Origin of the sequence: Butyrivibrio sp. INlla21 (genome assembly GCF_900116875.1) — a bacterium.
Taxonomy (GTDB): domain Bacteria; phylum Bacillota; class Clostridia; order Lachnospirales; family Lachnospiraceae; genus Butyrivibrio.
This window is the reverse complement of the sequence record NZ_FPCC01000002.1, coordinates 213,031-231,572: the sequence shown is the minus strand read 5'-3', so window position 1 is coordinate 231,572 and position 18,542 is coordinate 213,031. Positions and strand designations below refer to the sequence as shown.

The window sequence follows — 18,542 nt, the reverse complement described above, 5'->3', positions numbered from 1 at the left end:
GAATGCCTTCTTTTGAAACATTTAAAAAACTACACGGTGGTCTTACCGTGGGACAAACTCATAAAGCTGATTCCGATATGGTTATGGAGGCAACATGGGATAATGATATAGATACTCGGGTTGCCTATTTCTATGACTTCGACCATGACAATCATATAACTCAGCTAGATGATCTTCATCCCGAACAAGACGAAAAGAAAATTCCAATTAGCATTAAATTCATTGCTCACACAAAACAGACTCTTGCGAAAGATACTATCAGCTATCATTTGCAGTTTCGTCCATCTCAATCTGAAGATGTGATCCCTTATTACAAAGAAAAGTTTGAAGACAGATATGGCGCCACTTTCCCAATAGGTTTGTACGTCGATATCCCGGATAGTAAAGGTCGCTATAACCGTTGGCTTGTAGTTAGCAAAGCAGATTATAATGACGTTCAGTTCTCCGATTTTGAACTTCTTAGATGTGATTATGTTTTTCAGTGGGTTATAGACAACAAGAAAATGCAGATGGCTGGTGTCCTCAGAAGTCAAAATTCTTACAACAGCGGTGTCTGGGTTGACTATAAAATAGAGAGCCCGGAAGACCAACAGAAATGTTTGCTTCCACTTACGCGAGAAACTGAAAAGCTTTTCTATAATCAGAGAATGATTATAGACAATAAGGTTTTAACTGAGCCAAGAGCGTGGGTGATAACAAAGCCTAATCGCATAGCCAATAAAGGCATATGTGGTCTTACGTTTGCGCAGGATGTATTTGATCCTCATAGAGATTATGTGGAGAAGGATGCTGACGGAAATGTAATAGGTATGTGGGCCGACTATTATGTAGACGGGATTGCCCCAGAAGATCAGCCGGATTATTCGGATGTTACTTGTGAGTTATCCGTTGTTGGTAATAAGCGCATCAAAATAGATGGTGGCTATAAACGGTTATCAGTTACGTTTTATAAGAACGGTGAGTCTACGGAATTTAAAGAAGGTAATTGGAATTATTATGTAGACGGTACAGACGTATCGTTGTTTATTGAAGAAGTTTCCGATGGACTTGAAAAGAATGAACGGTCTATCAAATTCATAGGGACTGATGCCTATATTGGAAAGATACTTACTGTTAAGTTTACTTCGGGAACAGTATCTGACAGTATAGAACTCAGCATCACAGGTTTATAAGGAGGTGATCTAAATGGAATTAACTGAAAAAGAGATTGCCGAATTGCGTGCCTACAGAAATATTCCAGATGAAGATGATATCCGGTATAAGCAAGTTATCAAGGAAATGCTTATTAACAATAATAAGATAATCTATCTGCTCCATAACGAAGAACTTGAAAAGGCTGACGCAGATAGCGATGAATACCTTGATACCAACATTCTGCCATATTATATGGTGAATCCTACTCAGTCCGAGGTAAAGAACTTTATCTGCTTTGAAACATCTTTTGAAGAGGTTTCAAGGTATAACTCAGTTATAAAAAACCAGCAAGTAATATTCTATATTCTTTGTCATCAGAAGGACATTACCGAAAAGTACACAAGTACAGCAAGGCATGACCTTATAGCAGCTGTGCTTATTGACATGTTTCAAGGATCTAATATCTTTGGAACTCAACTTAAGTTGATGTCCGATAAGCCAAGCGTTGTTGACACTGACTATGCGTGCAGAACGTTAGTCTTTGAACAGCAGACGCTTAACTCGCTTTATGGAAAACAAGGAGGATTGAGGATTGGCAATTAACAAGTCTAAGATTCTCCGAGGAGATCCTATAGTCATAAATGAAAAGATAACCCTAAGGCAACCGACCATAAATGAAATTATAGATTTTGACGAAGAGAAATTCTTCGGAATCTTTTGGAGCATGTGCTCCGCTGCATATGATAGGCCGGCAATGCTTGATGACATGGGTATTGATTTTATGACGGTATCTGATTGGCAATATTTTCTTTCTGTTGTACAGGTAATGGATAAAGAAGCCACGAAGCTTATATTTGGTGACTTTGATTTCTCAGAATTTACTCTCCAAAAGAGAGACAATAATGGCGTACTTGAGTATGTCTTGTATAGAGAATCAGATGGATACATATTTGACGAGGCAGTATACCATGAAGTCATTGCTTATGTAAGGGAAATGGTGAACTTCCACCATTCGGGAAAGAAGGCCGCCAATAAATCCACTGCGAAACTTCTCATTATGGATGATCGCAGAGCGAGGGAAAGGAATAAGAATAAAGAATCAGAATCAATGCTTGATGGTATCTTAATCTCTTTGGTTAATACTGAGGAGTTTTCATATACGTATAAGACAGTATATGAAATAACAATATATCAACTTATGAAATCATTTACGCAGATATGCGGTAAGAAGTCAGCAATGGCTCTTATGCAAGGAAGTATGAGTGGTTTCATGGATACTTCTGGAATAGATTCCAAAGCTTTTGATTGGACCTATTCCGAGGAGAAGTATAAGCCGAAAGGCAAAAAGCTAATAACAAAAACAGTTAAAAAGAAGTAGTCCGTGTGGCTACTTCTTTATTTTTGAAAGGAGAAGGTTATGCCTACATTAAATCTTGATAAACTCGTAATCGACAGAGTTTATGATGCTTGGTTTGAGGACAAGAATCTCAATCTTCTTGCATGCCTTGATCAGGTTCAGAACTTTGGCGTAAACACAACTTCTGAGACAAAAGACAAGACTGATGCTCAGGGTGCTCTTATTAAGAGATACTACACATCAAAGTCAGTTGAGGTTACCGGAGAGAATGCTGTTCTTTCGCTCAACCTCATGTCTATTCAGACAGGTTCTGATAAGGTTGTTAACGAGAACGTTGTTCTTCCTCGTATCCTTATGCTTAACGCATCAGAATCACCCATTACTCTTCCCGAGACACCTATCGAGGGTACAGTGATGGTATATGGAACATATGACAATGGTCTTCCTAACACAGATGCTCCTTACACTGCAGGTGCAGCAGCAGCCGATGATACATACGTACTTACAACTGTTGACGGAGTGACAACTCTTACCGCTCCTACAAACGCAACAGCTACAATTCAGATCAAGTATGATTATCAGGTTGCTACAGGAAAGACTGCCGTTAGAGTTAACCAGTATGCATCTGAGTTCCCGAAGGAGTGCAAAGCTACATTCCGTGTACTTTGCTCTGACGTTTGTGATCCCGAGACAGTACGTGCTCTTTACATCGTATTCCCTCGCTTCCAGATGTCTCCTGACTTTGACTGGACTCTTGATACAGAGAGTGCTCAGAGCTTCTCTGGAACAGCATTTAAGGATTCAAAAATGGTTGCATAATCAATGGAGGTACAACGATGAACAACCAAAGTATAGATCCCGTATCGAGTAATCGGTATGAAAAAATGACACATTGAATTGCTGGAAGTTCCTAAAGCCAGGCAAACCAAAACAGAGTGTATGCTATCATAAATTAACAGTATATGTTATAATGTATGCACAGATGGTAAGGTTGCGAAAGTAGAAAGAATTGCTTGGATAGTGCAAGGTTAAATCCTAAACACTCAAACAATGGAAAATCAGCAGCCAAGCCCGAAAGGGAAGGTTCAACGACTATCTCCGTTAAGGAGAGTAGATGGCAAGTGCCATCGAAGTGGTGTGCCCCAGTGATGGGTGATGATATAGTCTCTGCACATGGCGAAAGCCTGTGGTGCGTATGCACAGATGAAAGTAACGACTTCATCTAAAGATAACAGATTGCGGTAAGGAACAGCTTCTGTTCTATGTTGCACTCGCTGAGGATTCAGATGAGTACGACACACAGTTCCCTTATTCAAACGGAACAGTTAGTGCTTAATAAGCAAACAAGGAGAGGGCTACGGCTCTCTCCTATTTTTGAAAGGAAAAATTATGTCACTAAAGAGTAAAAGAATTTGTAAGTGTTGTGGCAAGGAATATGAATATTGCCCTCATTGTGGGTCTAAGAGTGATGAACTATGGAAGAACCTCACGGACACAAAAGAGTGTCTTGCAGTATTTAATATAGTCGCTGCTTACAATGTTGGCAGAGCTACAGCCGAACAAGTAAAGAAGGTCCTTAAAGAAAACAACATTAAAGACTATTCAACATTTAATAGTGGCATCGTTGCTACGTTAGATAAAGTCTTTAAGCCAACTCCTACAGCTGAAACTGTAAAGACGGTTGTTGAAAAAGTAGATCCTTCAGCTCCTCATATTTATAATGTCGAGCCTACAATTGATGAACCCAAGGCTGAAGAGCCAAAGGTTGAATATTTAAAAAATGATGAACCCGAAAAGATAGAACCGGTTGTTGAAACTCAGAGTTCTTCGAGAAAAACCCGTAGCGGTAAAAAGAAATATAGAAAACGTAATACGGATATAGGATTTTAAAAAGAGGAAACATCCGTAGAGACAAATGGTTGTTTCCTCTTTTTTTTATGGACTGAAAGGACAACAAAATGAATGAGCTGGTAAAACCTGCGTTCCAAACAAAGTTCTATCATTCAAGAGAGGTTGTAAGGATCGTAGACAGGTATGAACAGTTTTTGTTCATAAAACATGGTGCATATCCTATAGATATGTATGTAAGTGATGAGAATCTTGTAATGATTTTCTTGAAACAAGACACGAAAGAATTATACGAAATGTATAGACAATATAAGTTGAAGTAATATAAAGCGGTCTGATATGGGCCGCTTTTGTATTTAATGAGGGAGGGATAAATGGAATATAAGATTGTAATCACGCAGTCTGATGTTGATAGATATGCGGAAGAATATTTTAAAGTGCATACGAAGGCTCGTAAGAAACCTATCGAACATCCATATCATCCCTCTATTAACACATGGTTTGTAATGAAACGACCTCAGATGAATGATCTTAAACAGAAATGGAAAGACTTCATTGAGTGGGTTATATCAGAAAATAATTTGTCAGACTTGAAGCTCACTACTTTTAGGATGACTTTCAAAACATATATGCCGACAAAAAGAAGAATAGATCCCGACAATACGGTTCCGAAATTTATTTTAGATGGAATGACTGAGGCTGGATTTATTGTAGATGATGATGGTGAACATCTTGTATCTTTGGAGCTATGTACCGGGTATGACAAGGACATGCCTCGTACAGAAATAACTATAACAAGCATAGAAAAATAAGAACAAAAGGAAAAAAGAATGTCAATTACCACGCACCTAAAGGTACGTGGCCTGCAAAAGCCACAAGTTGACTAGCCTAAGTCCTACGAGGACTACGTTAAGAGAGAATATATAGGTACTTTGGGATGTAATACCAAGTTCCAAACACTACGGCTTATATTTAAACAATCCTATGTGGTAGGGATAGTGATATAAGTATACAAAACCTCTTATTAACATTGGCGATGGTATACTAACCACTCTTCGGAGTGAGTAATTAAAATATGTGAAAGGAGTACACGAAATGGTATATGTATCAAATCAAGACGGACAACCTATAATGCCTACAAGTAACTATGCTAAAGTGCGTGTGCTTCTGAAAAATGGTAAGGCTAAAGTAGTAAAGCGTTGTCCGTTTACAATACAACTCTTATATCCATGTGATAACGAAGTACAACCTATTTCACTGGGAGTGGATGCAGGAAGTAAACATATTGGTATTTCTGCTACTACCAAAGGAGAAAATACCGGAGCAATAGTTCTTTACGAAGCCGATGTAACTCTTAGGAATGACATCGTGGAGCTGTTATCTACTCGTAGGGAAAATCGTAGAGCAAGACGTAACCGAAAAACAAGATATCGCAAGGCAAGATTTAATAACAGACGCAAAGGTGAAGGATGGCTTGCACCTAGTATCAGAGAAAAGATTGACGCACACCTTACAGTAATAGCCAATGTACATAAGATACTTCCAATAACAAAGATAACAGTTGAAACAGCACAATTTGATATTCAGAAAATAAAGAATCCCGATATACAAGGAATTGAGTATCAGCAAGGAGAACAATTAGATTTTTGGAATGTAAGGGAATATGTATTATGGCGAGATAATCATACTTGCCAATGTTGTAAAGGTAAATCAAAAGACAAAGTATTAAATGTACATCATATTGAAAGTCGTAAGACTGGCGGTAATGCACCAAATAACCTTATAACTTTGTGTGAGTATTGTCATTCGCAGTACCACCAAGGAAATATCAAACTTCCTAAAACAATAAAGCGTGGAACAAGTTTTAAAGATGCTAGTTTTATGGATGTTATGCGGTGGAATTTCTATAACAGACTTAAGGAGATATATCCGAATGTCCATATGACTTATGGGTATATAACAAAGAACACACGTATATCACGTAACTTACCAAAGGAGCATTACATTGATGCGAGATGTATAAGTGATTATCCCGAAGCAATTCATCCTTGGAACAAGACAGTAGTTTATTATCAAAAGAAAGTACGTTGCCATAATAGACAGATACACAAAATGTCAATTCTAAAAGGTGGTAATAGGAAACTAAATCAAGCTGAGTATATTGTAAAAGGTTATAGACTGTTTGATAAGGTTCAGTATCACGGGAAAAATTATTTTGTATTTGGTAGACGTACAAGCGGTTTCTTTGATATACGAACCCTTGATGGAGAAAAGGTTAATAAAGGAAGTATTAGTTGCAAAAAACTTAGATTAGTTGAGATGACAAAAGGTTTTTTAATAGAGAGAAAGGTAGTGGCATAGCTAAACAGCGTTCCTCCCACCACCTAAAGGTAGTGGGTTTCCACGCTTTGCTTGCCAAGGTAATTATTAATGAAACTATCAATTATAATCCCATACTATAACGCAAAAGAATATACTGACGAGCTGTTAGATGTTCTCGCTCCTCAGATGACAGATGAAATAGAATGTTTGCTTGTAGACGACGGAAGTGAAAAGCCTTTTAAGACCAAATACAAATGGTGTAAGGTATTCCGTAAGGAAAACGGTGGGTGCTCTACTGCACGAAATGTTGGATTGGATAACGCCATGGGTGAATACGTCTCTTTCGTAGACGCAGATGATCTTGTCCCCGATTATTATGTGAAGAAAATTTTGGAGGCTGCCAAGACTCTGCCAGATGTCATAGAGTTTTCTTGGAAATCCCTGTCTTCTACTGAAGGAGTTCAACACAACCATAAATTAAACAATCCAACAGACCACTTATCAAATCCTTCGGTATGTACAAGGGCGTTCAAGAGATCGTTTATTGGCGATATTCGTTTTAACGAAAAGAAAGATTCTACTGAAGATGAGGACTTTTCAAGAAAAATAGGATATTTAGATAAAACGAATAGATTTTCTCGGGCCGTCATTTATGATTATATGTATTACTATCGCACCGCTGTGACGGGCTCAAAAATAAAACGGTTCAAGAAGGGCCTGATGAAGACTAAACGTGTTGTGTATTACTATAAGCACGTTACTTCAAATATGAATTGGCTTATTGATGCTATAAAAAAAGAGGACGAAACCAATGAGGTGTGGCTTCTTACGGAACAAAATGATTTGCCAGAATTGCGGAGGTATTGCCAAATATCAAAGCCTATAAGTATTTGGGGACATTATTTAAAAGGTGAACCGTATAGTAGGTTTACTAAAATAGAGGTTCCTGTTAGAGCGCAAGTTGTATTGTATTGTGAATTTGCCAATATGATTGGTGGAATATCTACGTTCCTTTACAATACTTGCCAGCACTTAAAAGAACACTATGACATTCTTGTGTTGTACGACAGATTTGATCCAATGCAGTGTGACCGTCTCAGAAAGGTTGCTCGTGTGATGAAGAACGATCTCCAAAGGTCTATCGTGTGTGACACTATTATCCTTAATAGGCTTACAGATAAGATTCCTCCGAACGTGACTTATAAGAAATCAATTCAGGTATGTCATGCTTGTAGGCAGAAAGTGATAATGCTCCATCCAGAGAACACTGATTATCTTGTAAATGTATCTAAAGCTTCAAAAGATTCATGGGGAAAGATTGCAGAGAATGGAACGGTCATCCACAACCTCTCCTACCCCGAAGCAAAGGAGCTTTTACTAGTGTCTGCCACTCGCATGGGTGTAAGTGATAAAGGAAAGAATGACCACAGAATAAGAACTCTTGCGCGAATGCTTAACGAAAAAGGAATTCCGTTTGTGTGGCTGAATTTTTCTGATAAGGGATTGCCGGATCCTCCTGCAAACTTTATCAATATGAGTGCAAGAGCAAACATTCAGACATTTATCAAGAAGGCCGATTACCTTGTTCAGTTGAGTGATGAAGAGGCGTATTCAATGAGCATACTTGAGGCCCTCAATCTTAATACCCCAATTCTCGCAACGCCCTTTGCATCGTTGTTTGAGGAAGGTTTTGTTGATGGCGTGAATGGATATGTTGTGCCTTTTGATATGAAGTTTGACGTCGAGAAGATCCTTAATATCCCCAAGTTTGATTTCAAATATGATAATAAAGCTATTGTTAATCAGTGGAAGAAAATGTTGGGGGCTCCTGCGCCCAAAAGAGAACCGGTTCCTATTGAGAATTATTTATCCGTGAATGTTGTAAGGGAATTCAAGGATAAGTATACTGGAACGCTCTTTAGGAAAGGACTAACTACTCTCCCGGAAAGTAGAGTAAGAGAAATCTTGGCAACACAAAAGAAGAAACGAGTTAAGTTAATTGAAATAGCCGAGTCTGCACTTTGACCGGCAAACGGAATGAAAGGATAAATAAACGATGAACGTAAAAGAATTTATTGATGAATTTAATAAGTCTCAAAACAAGGATGCTTGCGTAAAAAAACACATAACCACAAGTTATATCCCGTATACCACAAAAGTTTCTATATGCAATAAAATTGCAACTACGACAACTCACAAGACTGTTCAAGGGAAAGAGGTGTTCTCTATTGATTCGTCAATGAGATATATGCTCTTTGTATGTTCGGTTATTGATAAGTATACAGATTTAGACTTAGGCAAAGGTGCCGAAAGAATGAATGGTTTCGATTTATTAGAACAGTATAATGTGATGTACTTTATTTCTTCCTGTTTAGGAGATGAGTATAAGAGACTTGAAACCGTATTAAAAATGAAGGTTGAGGATATTTATAGCAACGAGAGAGACTTTGCTTCGTTCCTTGAAACTAAGTTAGATGCTTTAAGCATTGTTTTGGATCAGATGGGTAAAATATATGAACAAAAGAATCAGCAATATGTTGGAACAGAAAATAAAACTGATTGATAAAACGATGACCAACATTGATAAGCTCCAAACTAAATATGATAAAAAGTTTGTTGACGACCTTAATGATATAGGAAGACAAATCATATCTGATTTTTATAGTTCATATGAGCCTCATCTATATCATAGAAAAGGTAGTTTGAAGGATGTCTTTAGAGTCACTATGTCTAAAGATCATGTTTTAACGTATGAATTCAGTGAAAGTTTTTTAACTGCGTCTCATCGTGTCTCTAATGAATATATTTATGATATAGCATTCATAAAAGGTTGGCATGGTGGAGCTCCTAAATCTAGCTATCAGTGGAGCCCCGTCGATAGCCAAACTCTTTATTATAGGGATCCTCCTCCGGGCAATGGGGGTCCAGCGTATGTAAAATGGGGAAGAGTTGCTGAAAGAACTGAATCCCCCAGAGATCGAATGGTTGAAGAAATGGACGCGAGTATAGAACAAAATCTTTATGAGATGCAAAAACAATTAGACGATATTACAGACTACTTGAAAAGACATCTATAAACTTATAGAAAGGTGGTGAGAACAGATGTCTGAAAAACACAGCAAGGGTACGAGCCTTAATTTAGATGAGATAAAAGACCTTTTGTCTGATATCCGAAATACCATAAGTGAGACTCAGAGAGCTGCCGAAAAGCCTTTAAACATAAAGGCAAACAGTGCCGAGGTTCACACCGCCAATCAGGAAATTGAGGCACTTTTTAAAAACCTTAACAATATAAAGAAATCTAATACGCTTCAAAAGTATTTTACTGATGCAGAAACAGCCCAGAAAAATCTTGCAAAAGCTTATGAGAATTATCAATCAAAGATAAAGAACGGATCAGAAAAACAAGCAAAACAAGCTATGGCTGACGTTGCAAGATACGCAAATGCTTTCTCTGCGCTCGGTGGCAAACCTGATGTTGTAGATAAAAAGATAAAAAGTATTACTTCAAAGTATATGAAAGCAAACAACCCTTCTACAGGTTGGCTTTACGACGTTGATAACTTCAAAGAAGCATTTGCTATCATGCAACAGATAGAGAATCTTGCTCCCGGAACTTTCTTTAAAAATATTTCTAACGAAGCAGAAAAGGCCGGTGACGCAGTAACTCAGTCTGTAAAGAAAATAAAAGATACTGTTGAGGGTGATAGCATTGCAAAAAACATTTTCAATAGTGACGAAGGCGAGCGTGAGGCTAATAAGCTTGTTGAGACTCTTGATAGAATATGGGCGAAAGTTTCTGTAGGGAACAAAGAACTTTCTTCAAGTGAAGCAATAGATTTTGCAACGGCTTTCCATCAGCTGAATTATTATCTCGAACAAACCCCTAGAAAAATGGATGATGCTCGTGCTGCACTTGTTGACTTTAAAAAATTCCTTTCTGATATTTATGACTTCCTGCCAGAAAACCAAAGGTCAGAGTTAACAGACTTTATGTCCACTCCAAATGGAAAGGTTGATCAAAAAGCTATGCTTGGAATTGCCATAGAGTATTGGCAAGAGTTGGCAAAAGAGATTAACCAAGCATCGGATGCGCAGAAGAACTTTTATTCAAATCAATTTGTTGAAATCCCTAATCTTACTGAGGCTCAAAAAGAATACAGAAAACTTGTTGAGTGGGTCCGCGAGTATTATGAATTAACTCAAAAAAGCAAAAAGGGGAATCGAAGCATTGTTCCTTATGGAGACGATGCCCTTCCGGGCTTAGTGTATGGCGGTGACGCCAGAAGAAAAAATGGTCAACTTCATACCACGCAGGCAAGTCTAAAGCGATTGCTATCGGATTATGACGATGCTAATACAAAAGGAACCTTTAACGAACAATATATAAACAATCTCATCGATAGAATTGCGGCTTATACATATGCGCTGGACAAATCGGTTGATGCTGAAAAATTATTTGGTAAGGCTCATGCTGAGTTATTCACCGAAGTTGCATTGAGAATTAAAAACGCGGAAGAGGCTGCAGATGCTTTTGCGCATTCGCAAAGTCTCACGGGACTTATATCTTCAAGCGCAAAGTCTATGGGTGGCAACCTTGTTACCTATGGAGATTTTGATAAGTTTGAGAAAGTTCTTCTTTCGGATGGTGTCGAAGGTGGTCTTAAGTATTTGGTTGAAACTCTGGGAATGAAACTGCCAGAGGCTGTGAAAGAAGCCACAGACGCTACCGATGGATTAACTTCATCTGAGAAAAAAGCGGGCGAGGCTGCCGAAGAAACATCAACCAAGGATAATAAGGCAACAGAGTCAAAGAAAAAGAAGACCGAAGCTACAAAGGCAAGCGCTAAAGCTGCTGAAGAAGAAGCAAAAGCTGAAGAAGAAGCGGCTAGAAAGGCTGAAGATGCTCAGAAACAGCGTGAGTGGAACGCTAAGAAAATAGCACAACAGCTTCAAGAAGCTTCCGAACGGGTTTATAAAAGTGAAACTCATAATGCCAATGGCTCTGTCACCTCTACTGACTATATTGATCATTTTAGAACGCGAACCACTAAAAGTGGGTATGACAAGAACGGCGATTATTATGTCCTTGAAAGTACAAAAGAAAACTATGTTGAATTAGAAAAACAGATTCAACGCAATGACAAGGCTATTACGCGCCTGACAAAGGACATGTACCTTAATGCAAAGGCTGGAGCTGACACTTCTGCTTGGCAGAACCAAATCGACGCTCTAGAAGAATACAGCAAAGTCCTTTTAGAAATTAGAAATGCCGGGTGGGTTGGTTCTGATGAAAATTTGCCAGAGGAATTCCATGCAGAAGTATTTGATACGGAGCGTTTGAAAGCCCAAAAGAAAGACTGGGAGTCCGTAATAGCTTCTGCTCAAAAGACACTAAAACGATTTATTGCAGATGCCGAGAGTGTTCAATCAAAGCCTCTTATGCCTGAACTTTCTACTAATGTAGACAACTTGGTTGATAATTTAAAACAGTTGTCAGCTGCCCCTCAGATAGATTTTAAAGACTCTAACATTGATAATGTCAGGCAACAGGTTGTAGCATTTTTGACGACATTAAGAGACCTTGAATCTGAATTAAATGTTGTTAGTAATCAGTCGAGGCAAAGTGAATTTATTCCTGCGGATATCAAAGATATTACTTCGTTAAACAATAATATAATGGCGTTCATGGACAATAATACCGCAATGGGTAAGGAGTCGAAAGAGGCCCTTAATGCAGTCCATATTGAGCTCCAAAAGATTATTGATACGGGAGAACAGATATCAAAAGTAAGGCTAGACGAGTTGGCTGCTGAAGCCAACAATGTGGAAGCTAAAGTAAGAAGCCTTCATCAGACAGGAAACAGTTTCTTTAGATCTTTTACAAAGCAGTTAAAATCCGCTAATGCTCAGTTCTTAGCAACGTATTTTAGTTTGCAAGACATGATGCGTTATGCTCGTGAGATTGTAACTACTGTAACGCAGATTGACTCTGCTCTTACTGAACTTCGTAAAGTATCTGACGCATCAACGGAAAGATTAGTCCAGAACTTTGAAGTATCCGCAAAGACTGCAAAGGAACTAGGATCTAGTATAACTCATGTCATCAACATTACTGCTGATTGGGCGAGGCTTAACAAACTAGGTCTCTTTGTGTAGCGATACGCAATAAGAAAATCCTCTCTAATCGGGGAAACTCCTGAAGAGGACAACCCCGAGGGTAAATGTATAACGATTATTTGTATTCCTCCTTTCAAGACGAAAGGAGGTTTTAAATTGTCAAAAATAAAAGATTTAACTGGCAATGTGTATGGTGAATTAACTGTAATTGAGATGTTGCGTAATTACAATGAGGTAATACAAATAATTGATGAAGTTATACACCCGTAACGACCACAGCTTAAAAGGTAACGATTAAGCGTATGGGGACAACTCTTATGAGTTGAAGGTATGGTCTGATCTGCAAATATAACAAAATGAAATTGCAGAGGTAGGCAGAAATGTCCTACCCCACTCTACGCAGAGTGAGTAACAATATGTGGTTTTAATGTTGATGATGCAGAAGAACTTGCAAGGGTAACTACCCTCTTTCAGAATGTCGGTGACAATATGTCAGCTGACGATGCAAGTTCGTTTATGATTTCTACCCTTAAGGGTTTTCAGCTTACAGCAGATGAAGCTGAACATATAGCAGATGTTTACAACGAGGTAGAATTTGCCTCCATTTACAGTAATGTAAATGCTCTAATTAAAATTAGATGATAGCAACTATATCGGTTAAAGTAGTGGTAGGACACGCAAGACCGAGCAAAGACTGTAGGGAAAAATATGGAAAAAGAAAAATTTAAAAATTATCAGTAGCCTAATATATATATATATATACCGTAGGGCATACGGGAATTTACGCTTGTGGACATTGTGTAAGACGGGCCGGCAAGGTAACTTGTTAGGAGCGCAGTGGTGGTTGAAGCAAGAATCCCACGACTTTAGTCGTGTGGAGTGTCAAAGAAAATATTTTTCACTACAGAATGCGTAACGACTGCAGAGGGGTGATTGGTAACAATCATTCCGAAGTTGCTCCCCTATAAATAGGGTGAATATACAGTCTGGACTCACGATATAATCCTACAATAATGAAACGTGAGAGGCAGCCAGAAATGACTGCCCGCTTAGATATTTCTAAGTCATAATGGAATCTGCTATTCCATAGTAACAGACCGAGCGAACAATTTTGCGATAGATACGGCGGGCATAGGAGAAGCACTTCAACGAAGTGCCGCTTCATTCAATGCCGCAAACACCTCTCTCGAAGGTGCTATTTCAGTTATAACAACTGCTAACTCTGTTGTTCAGAACCCTGAGATGGTCGGAACAGCAATGAAAACCCTTTCTGCCAGAATTCGAGGTAGTAAAGTTGAGTTAGAAGAACTTGGTGAAGAGGAAGAAGATGTATTAAATCTTTCATCTAAGCTAAGAAGAGAAGTCAAAGCTATGACAGGCTTTGACATTATGGAAGATGAAGAAACTTATAAAACCATCGACCAGATCATTATTGGTATTGGTAAGCACTGGAAAGAGCTTACTGATATCCAACAAGCTGCTTTGGCTGAAGACTTGGCAGGTAAACGAAATTCAAACGTTTTGATCGCTCTTTTGCAGAACGCTGAATTGGTAGAGCAAGTTTACGACAAAGCAACTCATGCTGCTGGAAGCGCAGCTAAAGAGCAACAAAACTATATGATGAGTATTCAGTACTCGTTAGATAGATTTACAGCAAGCATGCAAGAACTTGAAGCCGACTTAGTTGACTCTCAGCTTGTCAAGGATATTGTTGATATTGGCACAGTGATTGTTAATATTCTTGATGAAATAGTTGAGCACATCGGTCTTCTCGGTGCAGGTGCTTCAATTGCGGGCATCGTTGCTCTTGTAAAGAATTTTAAAGAATTAAAAGCCACGTTTGAATCCATGCAAACCATAGCTAAAACAGCAAGTTTGTTAAATTCTAAAGACCTTGTGGAACAGGCTGCTGCCAATGAGTTAGTTATTGCTACCACAAAAACTCTTACTAAAGCACAGGCAGAAGAAATACTGACTATAGCAGGTGTTAGTGCTGCTACCAAGGCTGACATTCTTGCTAAAGCGGGGTTAGCCGGCGCAAACGCTACCGCTACTGTTTCTGTTGACGCTCTTACCGCCTCGTTGTGGGCAAATGTAAAAGCGATGGCAGCATTTTTAGTGGGAACTCCTGTTGGTTGGGCTATCCTGGCTGCGGCCGCAATAGCTGGAACAGTTGCCACATTTGATGCTCTTACATCTTCTGTTGAGGAATCCAAGAAAAGAGTAGATGATTGTACTGAGTCTATAGCGAATATAACCTCAGAACTTGAAAGTCTTAGAAATCTCGAGAAGAAAACTCCTTATGATACTAGGCGTATTGATTATTTAGAAAGAGAGCTTAGCGTACAAGAAAAACTTCTTGAAATCGAAAAACAACGTAATTATGAAGATCTAACTAAAAAGACTTTTGCTAACTTTTTCGATGAGGACAATGCTGCAACAAGGTTGAGTAACGACATCTTTGGCCGAGGGGATTTAGGTCCTTTGCAGCTTAAGATGGGCTTCGCTTTATCTGATCTCAGAAATTTGAGTGCGGAAATTGATTCTATTACAGCAGATTTAGATAACGCTAAAACTGAAAAGGAATTAAAGAAACTTAACAAAAAGCTGGAAGATAGAAAAAACAAGTTTGAAGAGCTCAAAAAAGAAACAAAATCAGACGAATATGGTGAACTGTTAAATAAGTACAATTCGTATTTGGAATTGGAAGAAGAATTAGTTCAAGCTCTTGAAGACAGAACATCTAACGGAGATTATCTTACAACGGGGAAAGCAAGAAGAGATGCTGAAAAAGAGCTCGGTGACACAAAGAAAAGACTTAAGGGCATTCGCAATTCTCTTCGCGAATATGAAATTCTTGCAGGGGAGTTTGACCCTTTTAATAGCATAACCGGTATTGAATCGGAATATGCGATTAACGAAATAAAGAATGCTATAAATAGCACTGATAACCTTAAGTCTGCACAAGATAGACTTATGGCTCAGTTCCCTTCGTTGGATGCGCTGTGCAGCAAATATGGCCTCACTGTAAAAGAACTTGTTGAGTATTATTGGGAACAAAAAGAAGCTGTTGAAGCGGTAACTGATGCTGAGACAAAACGTGCAAGTACTCTTTCCACGGCTGTTGCCAATGTAAACTCTCGTATACTTCCACAGTTCGAGGAACTTGGTAAGGTATACGACGAGATATTCAATGGTGAAAAAGGCTTTGACTTATCTCATATTGGTGCTGAAGACCTTGAAGGACTTAGGTCCGCCTTTGAAGACTTAGACGAAGACCTTAATATTGATTGGGAAAGCAAAACAGAAGACGTAGATAAATTCCTCTCAGTAATAGGTAACTCCTCTTCTACTGCAACAGAGGTTCAGAGTGCGTTTAATGGTCTTGCGACTTCGTACTTTAACGCGGCTAAAGCATCTGGTGATTTCTCTGAGGAGAATGCAAAAGTTCTCGAGCAGATGCTTAGAGAAATGGGTGTTGTTAATGCTAATGAAGTTGTGATGGAAGAACTTAACGCACAAATGGAAGTTCAGGCAAATACTGCTGCTGCTCTTGCTGCTGCTAGTTCCGATATGGCAGGTGAAACCGAGAACGCTTCAGCTAAATTTGTTCAAGAAGCTCAGATGTCTAATCTGGCAAAAGTGTATTTGGCAGACCTTGTAGCTACCGAAACAGTATTTAATAATACCGGACTGAATGTTGATGATAAGGTGGCGGCCTTGTCACAGCTTGCATCCGCATATTTCGGAACTGCCGCCGCTGCAAAATTGGTCGAAATGACTAACAATAGAGGTTATGAGCATAGCTACTCTGTTTCTCCCGAAGAAGCTTGGAGACAAATCGTTGGCGAATTTACAAAGATAGAAATGCCAAAGATTGATTTTAGCGGAGGTGGAAAGAACACTAAAGCTGCTGGCGGAGCTGGCAAAGAAGCTGCCGATACTTATATCGAAGCTTTTGAAAAAGAACTTAAAGCCCTTGAAGAACAACGTGATGCAGGTATATTGTCCGAGAAGCAATTCCTTGATAAATACAAGGCTCTTATTGAGAAATACTTTAAGGATGTAGACGGCTACGGAGACGAATACGCCAAGCGTATGGGTGATTACTTCCAAAGAGCTATCTCCTACTACGAGTCAATCTTCTCTGCTGTCGGTACTCTTCTTAATAAGCGTATTAGTGCTGCTCAGAAAGGCAGAGATGCCGCTGTTCAAGCACTTAACGATGAGAAGGATGCTGCCGCAGAAGCATATCAAGACCAGATAGACCATCTCGATGATTTGATTGAGGCTAAAGAAAAAGAAATAGACTTAATCGACGATGAGATTAAGGGATATGAAGATCAGATTGATGCTATTGAAGATCAAATAGACGCTCTTGAAGAAGCCAACCAAAAGAGACAACAGGCTATAAATCTGCAAAAAGCCGAATATCAACTACAACGCAGCTTAAATCAAAAGACTCGCTTGGTAAATTATATGCCAAGAAACGCAGTAATGCGTTTTTAGAAAAAACAACTATATCGGTTAAAATCCTATAGGAAGGACAAGACCGAGGAAAGACTATATTTTGTTAATTTTTTGTAGTATAATAATTCATGCAAGAGGTTATTGTATGAAAAGAAAAACGACCGAAGAATATAAATCAGAACTTTCAAAATGTAATCCCAATATTGAGTGTGTAGAAGAATACAAGGGAACTAATACTAAAATTTTGCATAAATGTCTAAAATGTGGAAGAGAATGGAGTGTGCAACCTGCCAATATCCTATCTGGCACGGCATGTCCCGTATGTTCTTATAAGGATATGGGAAAAAAGAAAACAAGAAGCACACAAGAATATCGCGATTTATTAGCAAAAATCAATCCAAACATTTATCCATTGGGGGAATACACATATTCAAAAGAGAAAATTTTACACGGATGCAAAGCATGTGGAACCCATTTTATGCTTGATCCTAATCACGCTATGCAAGGCGTTGGTTGTTCCTATTGCAATAACACAAAACGTATCCAGAAGCGAACGAAGTCACAAGACGAATACGTTTCTCAGTGCGCGGCGGTATCTCCGAATATAAAAATAATAGGTAAGTATAGTGGGGCCCGTAGACCTATTGATGTTGAGTGTTCAGTGTGTGGATACCATTGGTCTCCTATGGCCGGGAACGTCCTTCGCGGAAGTGGATGTCCTGTGTGCGCTGATACGGCTACTAGCGCTAGGTGTAAGAAAACGACTGAGGAATATAAATTGGAGCTAAATACCAAATTCCCAGATATATTTGCAAAAGAACCTTATAAAGGTGCCAGTGTTTCAATTCTTCATCACTGCAACAAGTGTGGTAATGATTTTTATGCTCGTCCAGCAAATGTGTTAAGTTATGGATGTGGGCAGTGTCGCAAACCTTATTCTGGTGAGGAACGTGTAAAACAGTTCTTAAGGCACTATAACGTTCCCTATATTCATAATTATCGTTTTGCAGACTTAAAAGGGAAAAGAAACCCTCTTTCTTATGACTTTTATTTGCCAAAACACAATCGTTTGATTGAATTCCAAGGTGCTCAACATGAGTACCCGGTTAATTATTTCGGTGGAGAAAATCATTTTGCCGTGCAGCAAAAACATGACTTTCTAAAAAGGAAATATGCTTTTGACCACAATATAAAGTTAATTGAAATATGGCATTATGACTTCGATAAAATTGAAAAAATACTACAAAATGAACTAAATATAGAATCCGTAGAGACTGTAACAGAGGCGTAG

Annotated in this window: 14 protein-coding genes; all 14 read left to right on the top strand. The window is 38.7% G+C overall.

Annotated elements, in window-relative coordinates; translation table 11 throughout:
• Positions 1-2 precede the first annotated feature (2 nt).
• The 14 genes from BM377_RS01255 (at position 3) to BM377_RS01185 (ending at position 18,542) form a co-directional block, all read left to right on the top strand.
• Entirely contained in the window at positions 3-1,172 is a 1,170-nt protein-coding gene (locus BM377_RS01255) for a hypothetical protein (protein ID WP_092242515.1), read from the top strand.
• A gap of 13 nt (positions 1,173-1,185) precedes the next feature.
• The gene (locus tag BM377_RS01250) at positions 1,186-1,737 is read left to right on the top strand and encodes a hypothetical protein (RefSeq protein ID WP_092242511.1); all 552 of its coding nucleotides are present in this window, start codon (positions 1,186-1,188) and stop codon (positions 1,735-1,737) included.
• Positions 1,727-2,512, top strand: a complete 786-nt coding sequence (locus BM377_RS01245; RefSeq protein ID WP_092242508.1) for a hypothetical protein — start codon at positions 1,727-1,729, stop codon at positions 2,510-2,512. The genes BM377_RS01250 and BM377_RS01245 overlap by 11 nt, the downstream gene beginning before the upstream one ends.
• 39 nt (positions 2,513-2,551) lie before the next feature.
• Entirely contained in the window at positions 2,552-3,310 is a 759-nt protein-coding gene (locus tag BM377_RS01240; protein ID WP_092242505.1) for a hypothetical protein, read from the top strand.
• A 570-nt stretch (positions 3,311-3,880) separates the two neighbouring features.
• Positions 3,881-4,381: a hypothetical protein gene (locus BM377_RS01230; protein WP_092242499.1), complete on the top strand. Its 501-nt coding sequence runs from the start codon at positions 3,881-3,883 to the stop codon at positions 4,379-4,381.
• Between the two features lie 332 nt (positions 4,382-4,713).
• On the top strand, positions 4,714-5,151 hold the full coding sequence (locus tag BM377_RS01220; protein WP_092242492.1) for a RusA family crossover junction endodeoxyribonuclease: 438 nt from the start codon (positions 4,714-4,716) through the stop codon (positions 5,149-5,151).
• A gap of 283 nt (positions 5,152-5,434) precedes the next feature.
• Positions 5,435-6,700 (top strand): RNA-guided endonuclease IscB, encoded by a 1,266-nt coding sequence (gene iscB / locus BM377_RS01215; RefSeq protein WP_092242484.1) that lies wholly within the window; start codon positions 5,435-5,437, stop codon positions 6,698-6,700.
• Between the two features lie 69 nt (positions 6,701-6,769).
• On the top strand, positions 6,770-8,686 hold the full coding sequence (locus tag BM377_RS01210; RefSeq protein WP_092242479.1) for a glycosyltransferase family 2 protein: 1,917 nt from the start codon (positions 6,770-6,772) through the stop codon (positions 8,684-8,686).
• A gap of 31 nt (positions 8,687-8,717) precedes the next feature.
• Positions 8,718-9,224: a hypothetical protein gene (locus tag BM377_RS01205; RefSeq protein WP_092242477.1), complete on the top strand. Its 507-nt coding sequence runs from the start codon at positions 8,718-8,720 to the stop codon at positions 9,222-9,224.
• Positions 9,175-9,738, top strand: a complete 564-nt coding sequence (locus BM377_RS01200) for a hypothetical protein (RefSeq protein ID WP_177223758.1) — start codon at positions 9,175-9,177, stop codon at positions 9,736-9,738. Before BM377_RS01205 ends, BM377_RS01200 begins: the two co-directional genes overlap by 50 nt.
• Before the next feature lie 25 nt (positions 9,739-9,763).
• A complete protein-coding gene (locus tag BM377_RS01195) occupies positions 9,764-12,820 on the top strand; it encodes a hypothetical protein (RefSeq protein ID WP_092242471.1) in 3,057 nt (1,018 codons plus the stop codon).
• Between the two features lie 450 nt (positions 12,821-13,270).
• Entirely contained in the window at positions 13,271-13,423 is a 153-nt protein-coding gene (locus BM377_RS16220) for a hypothetical protein (protein WP_177223757.1), read from the top strand.
• A gap of 411 nt (positions 13,424-13,834) precedes the next feature.
• The gene (locus BM377_RS01190) at positions 13,835-17,290 is read left to right on the top strand and encodes a phage tail tape measure protein (RefSeq protein ID WP_092242468.1); all 3,456 of its coding nucleotides are present in this window, start codon (positions 13,835-13,837) and stop codon (positions 17,288-17,290) included.
• Positions 17,291-17,396: 106 nt separating this feature from the next.
• A complete protein-coding gene (locus BM377_RS01185) occupies positions 17,397-18,542 on the top strand; it encodes a PDDEXK family nuclease (protein WP_092242465.1) in 1,146 nt (381 codons plus the stop codon).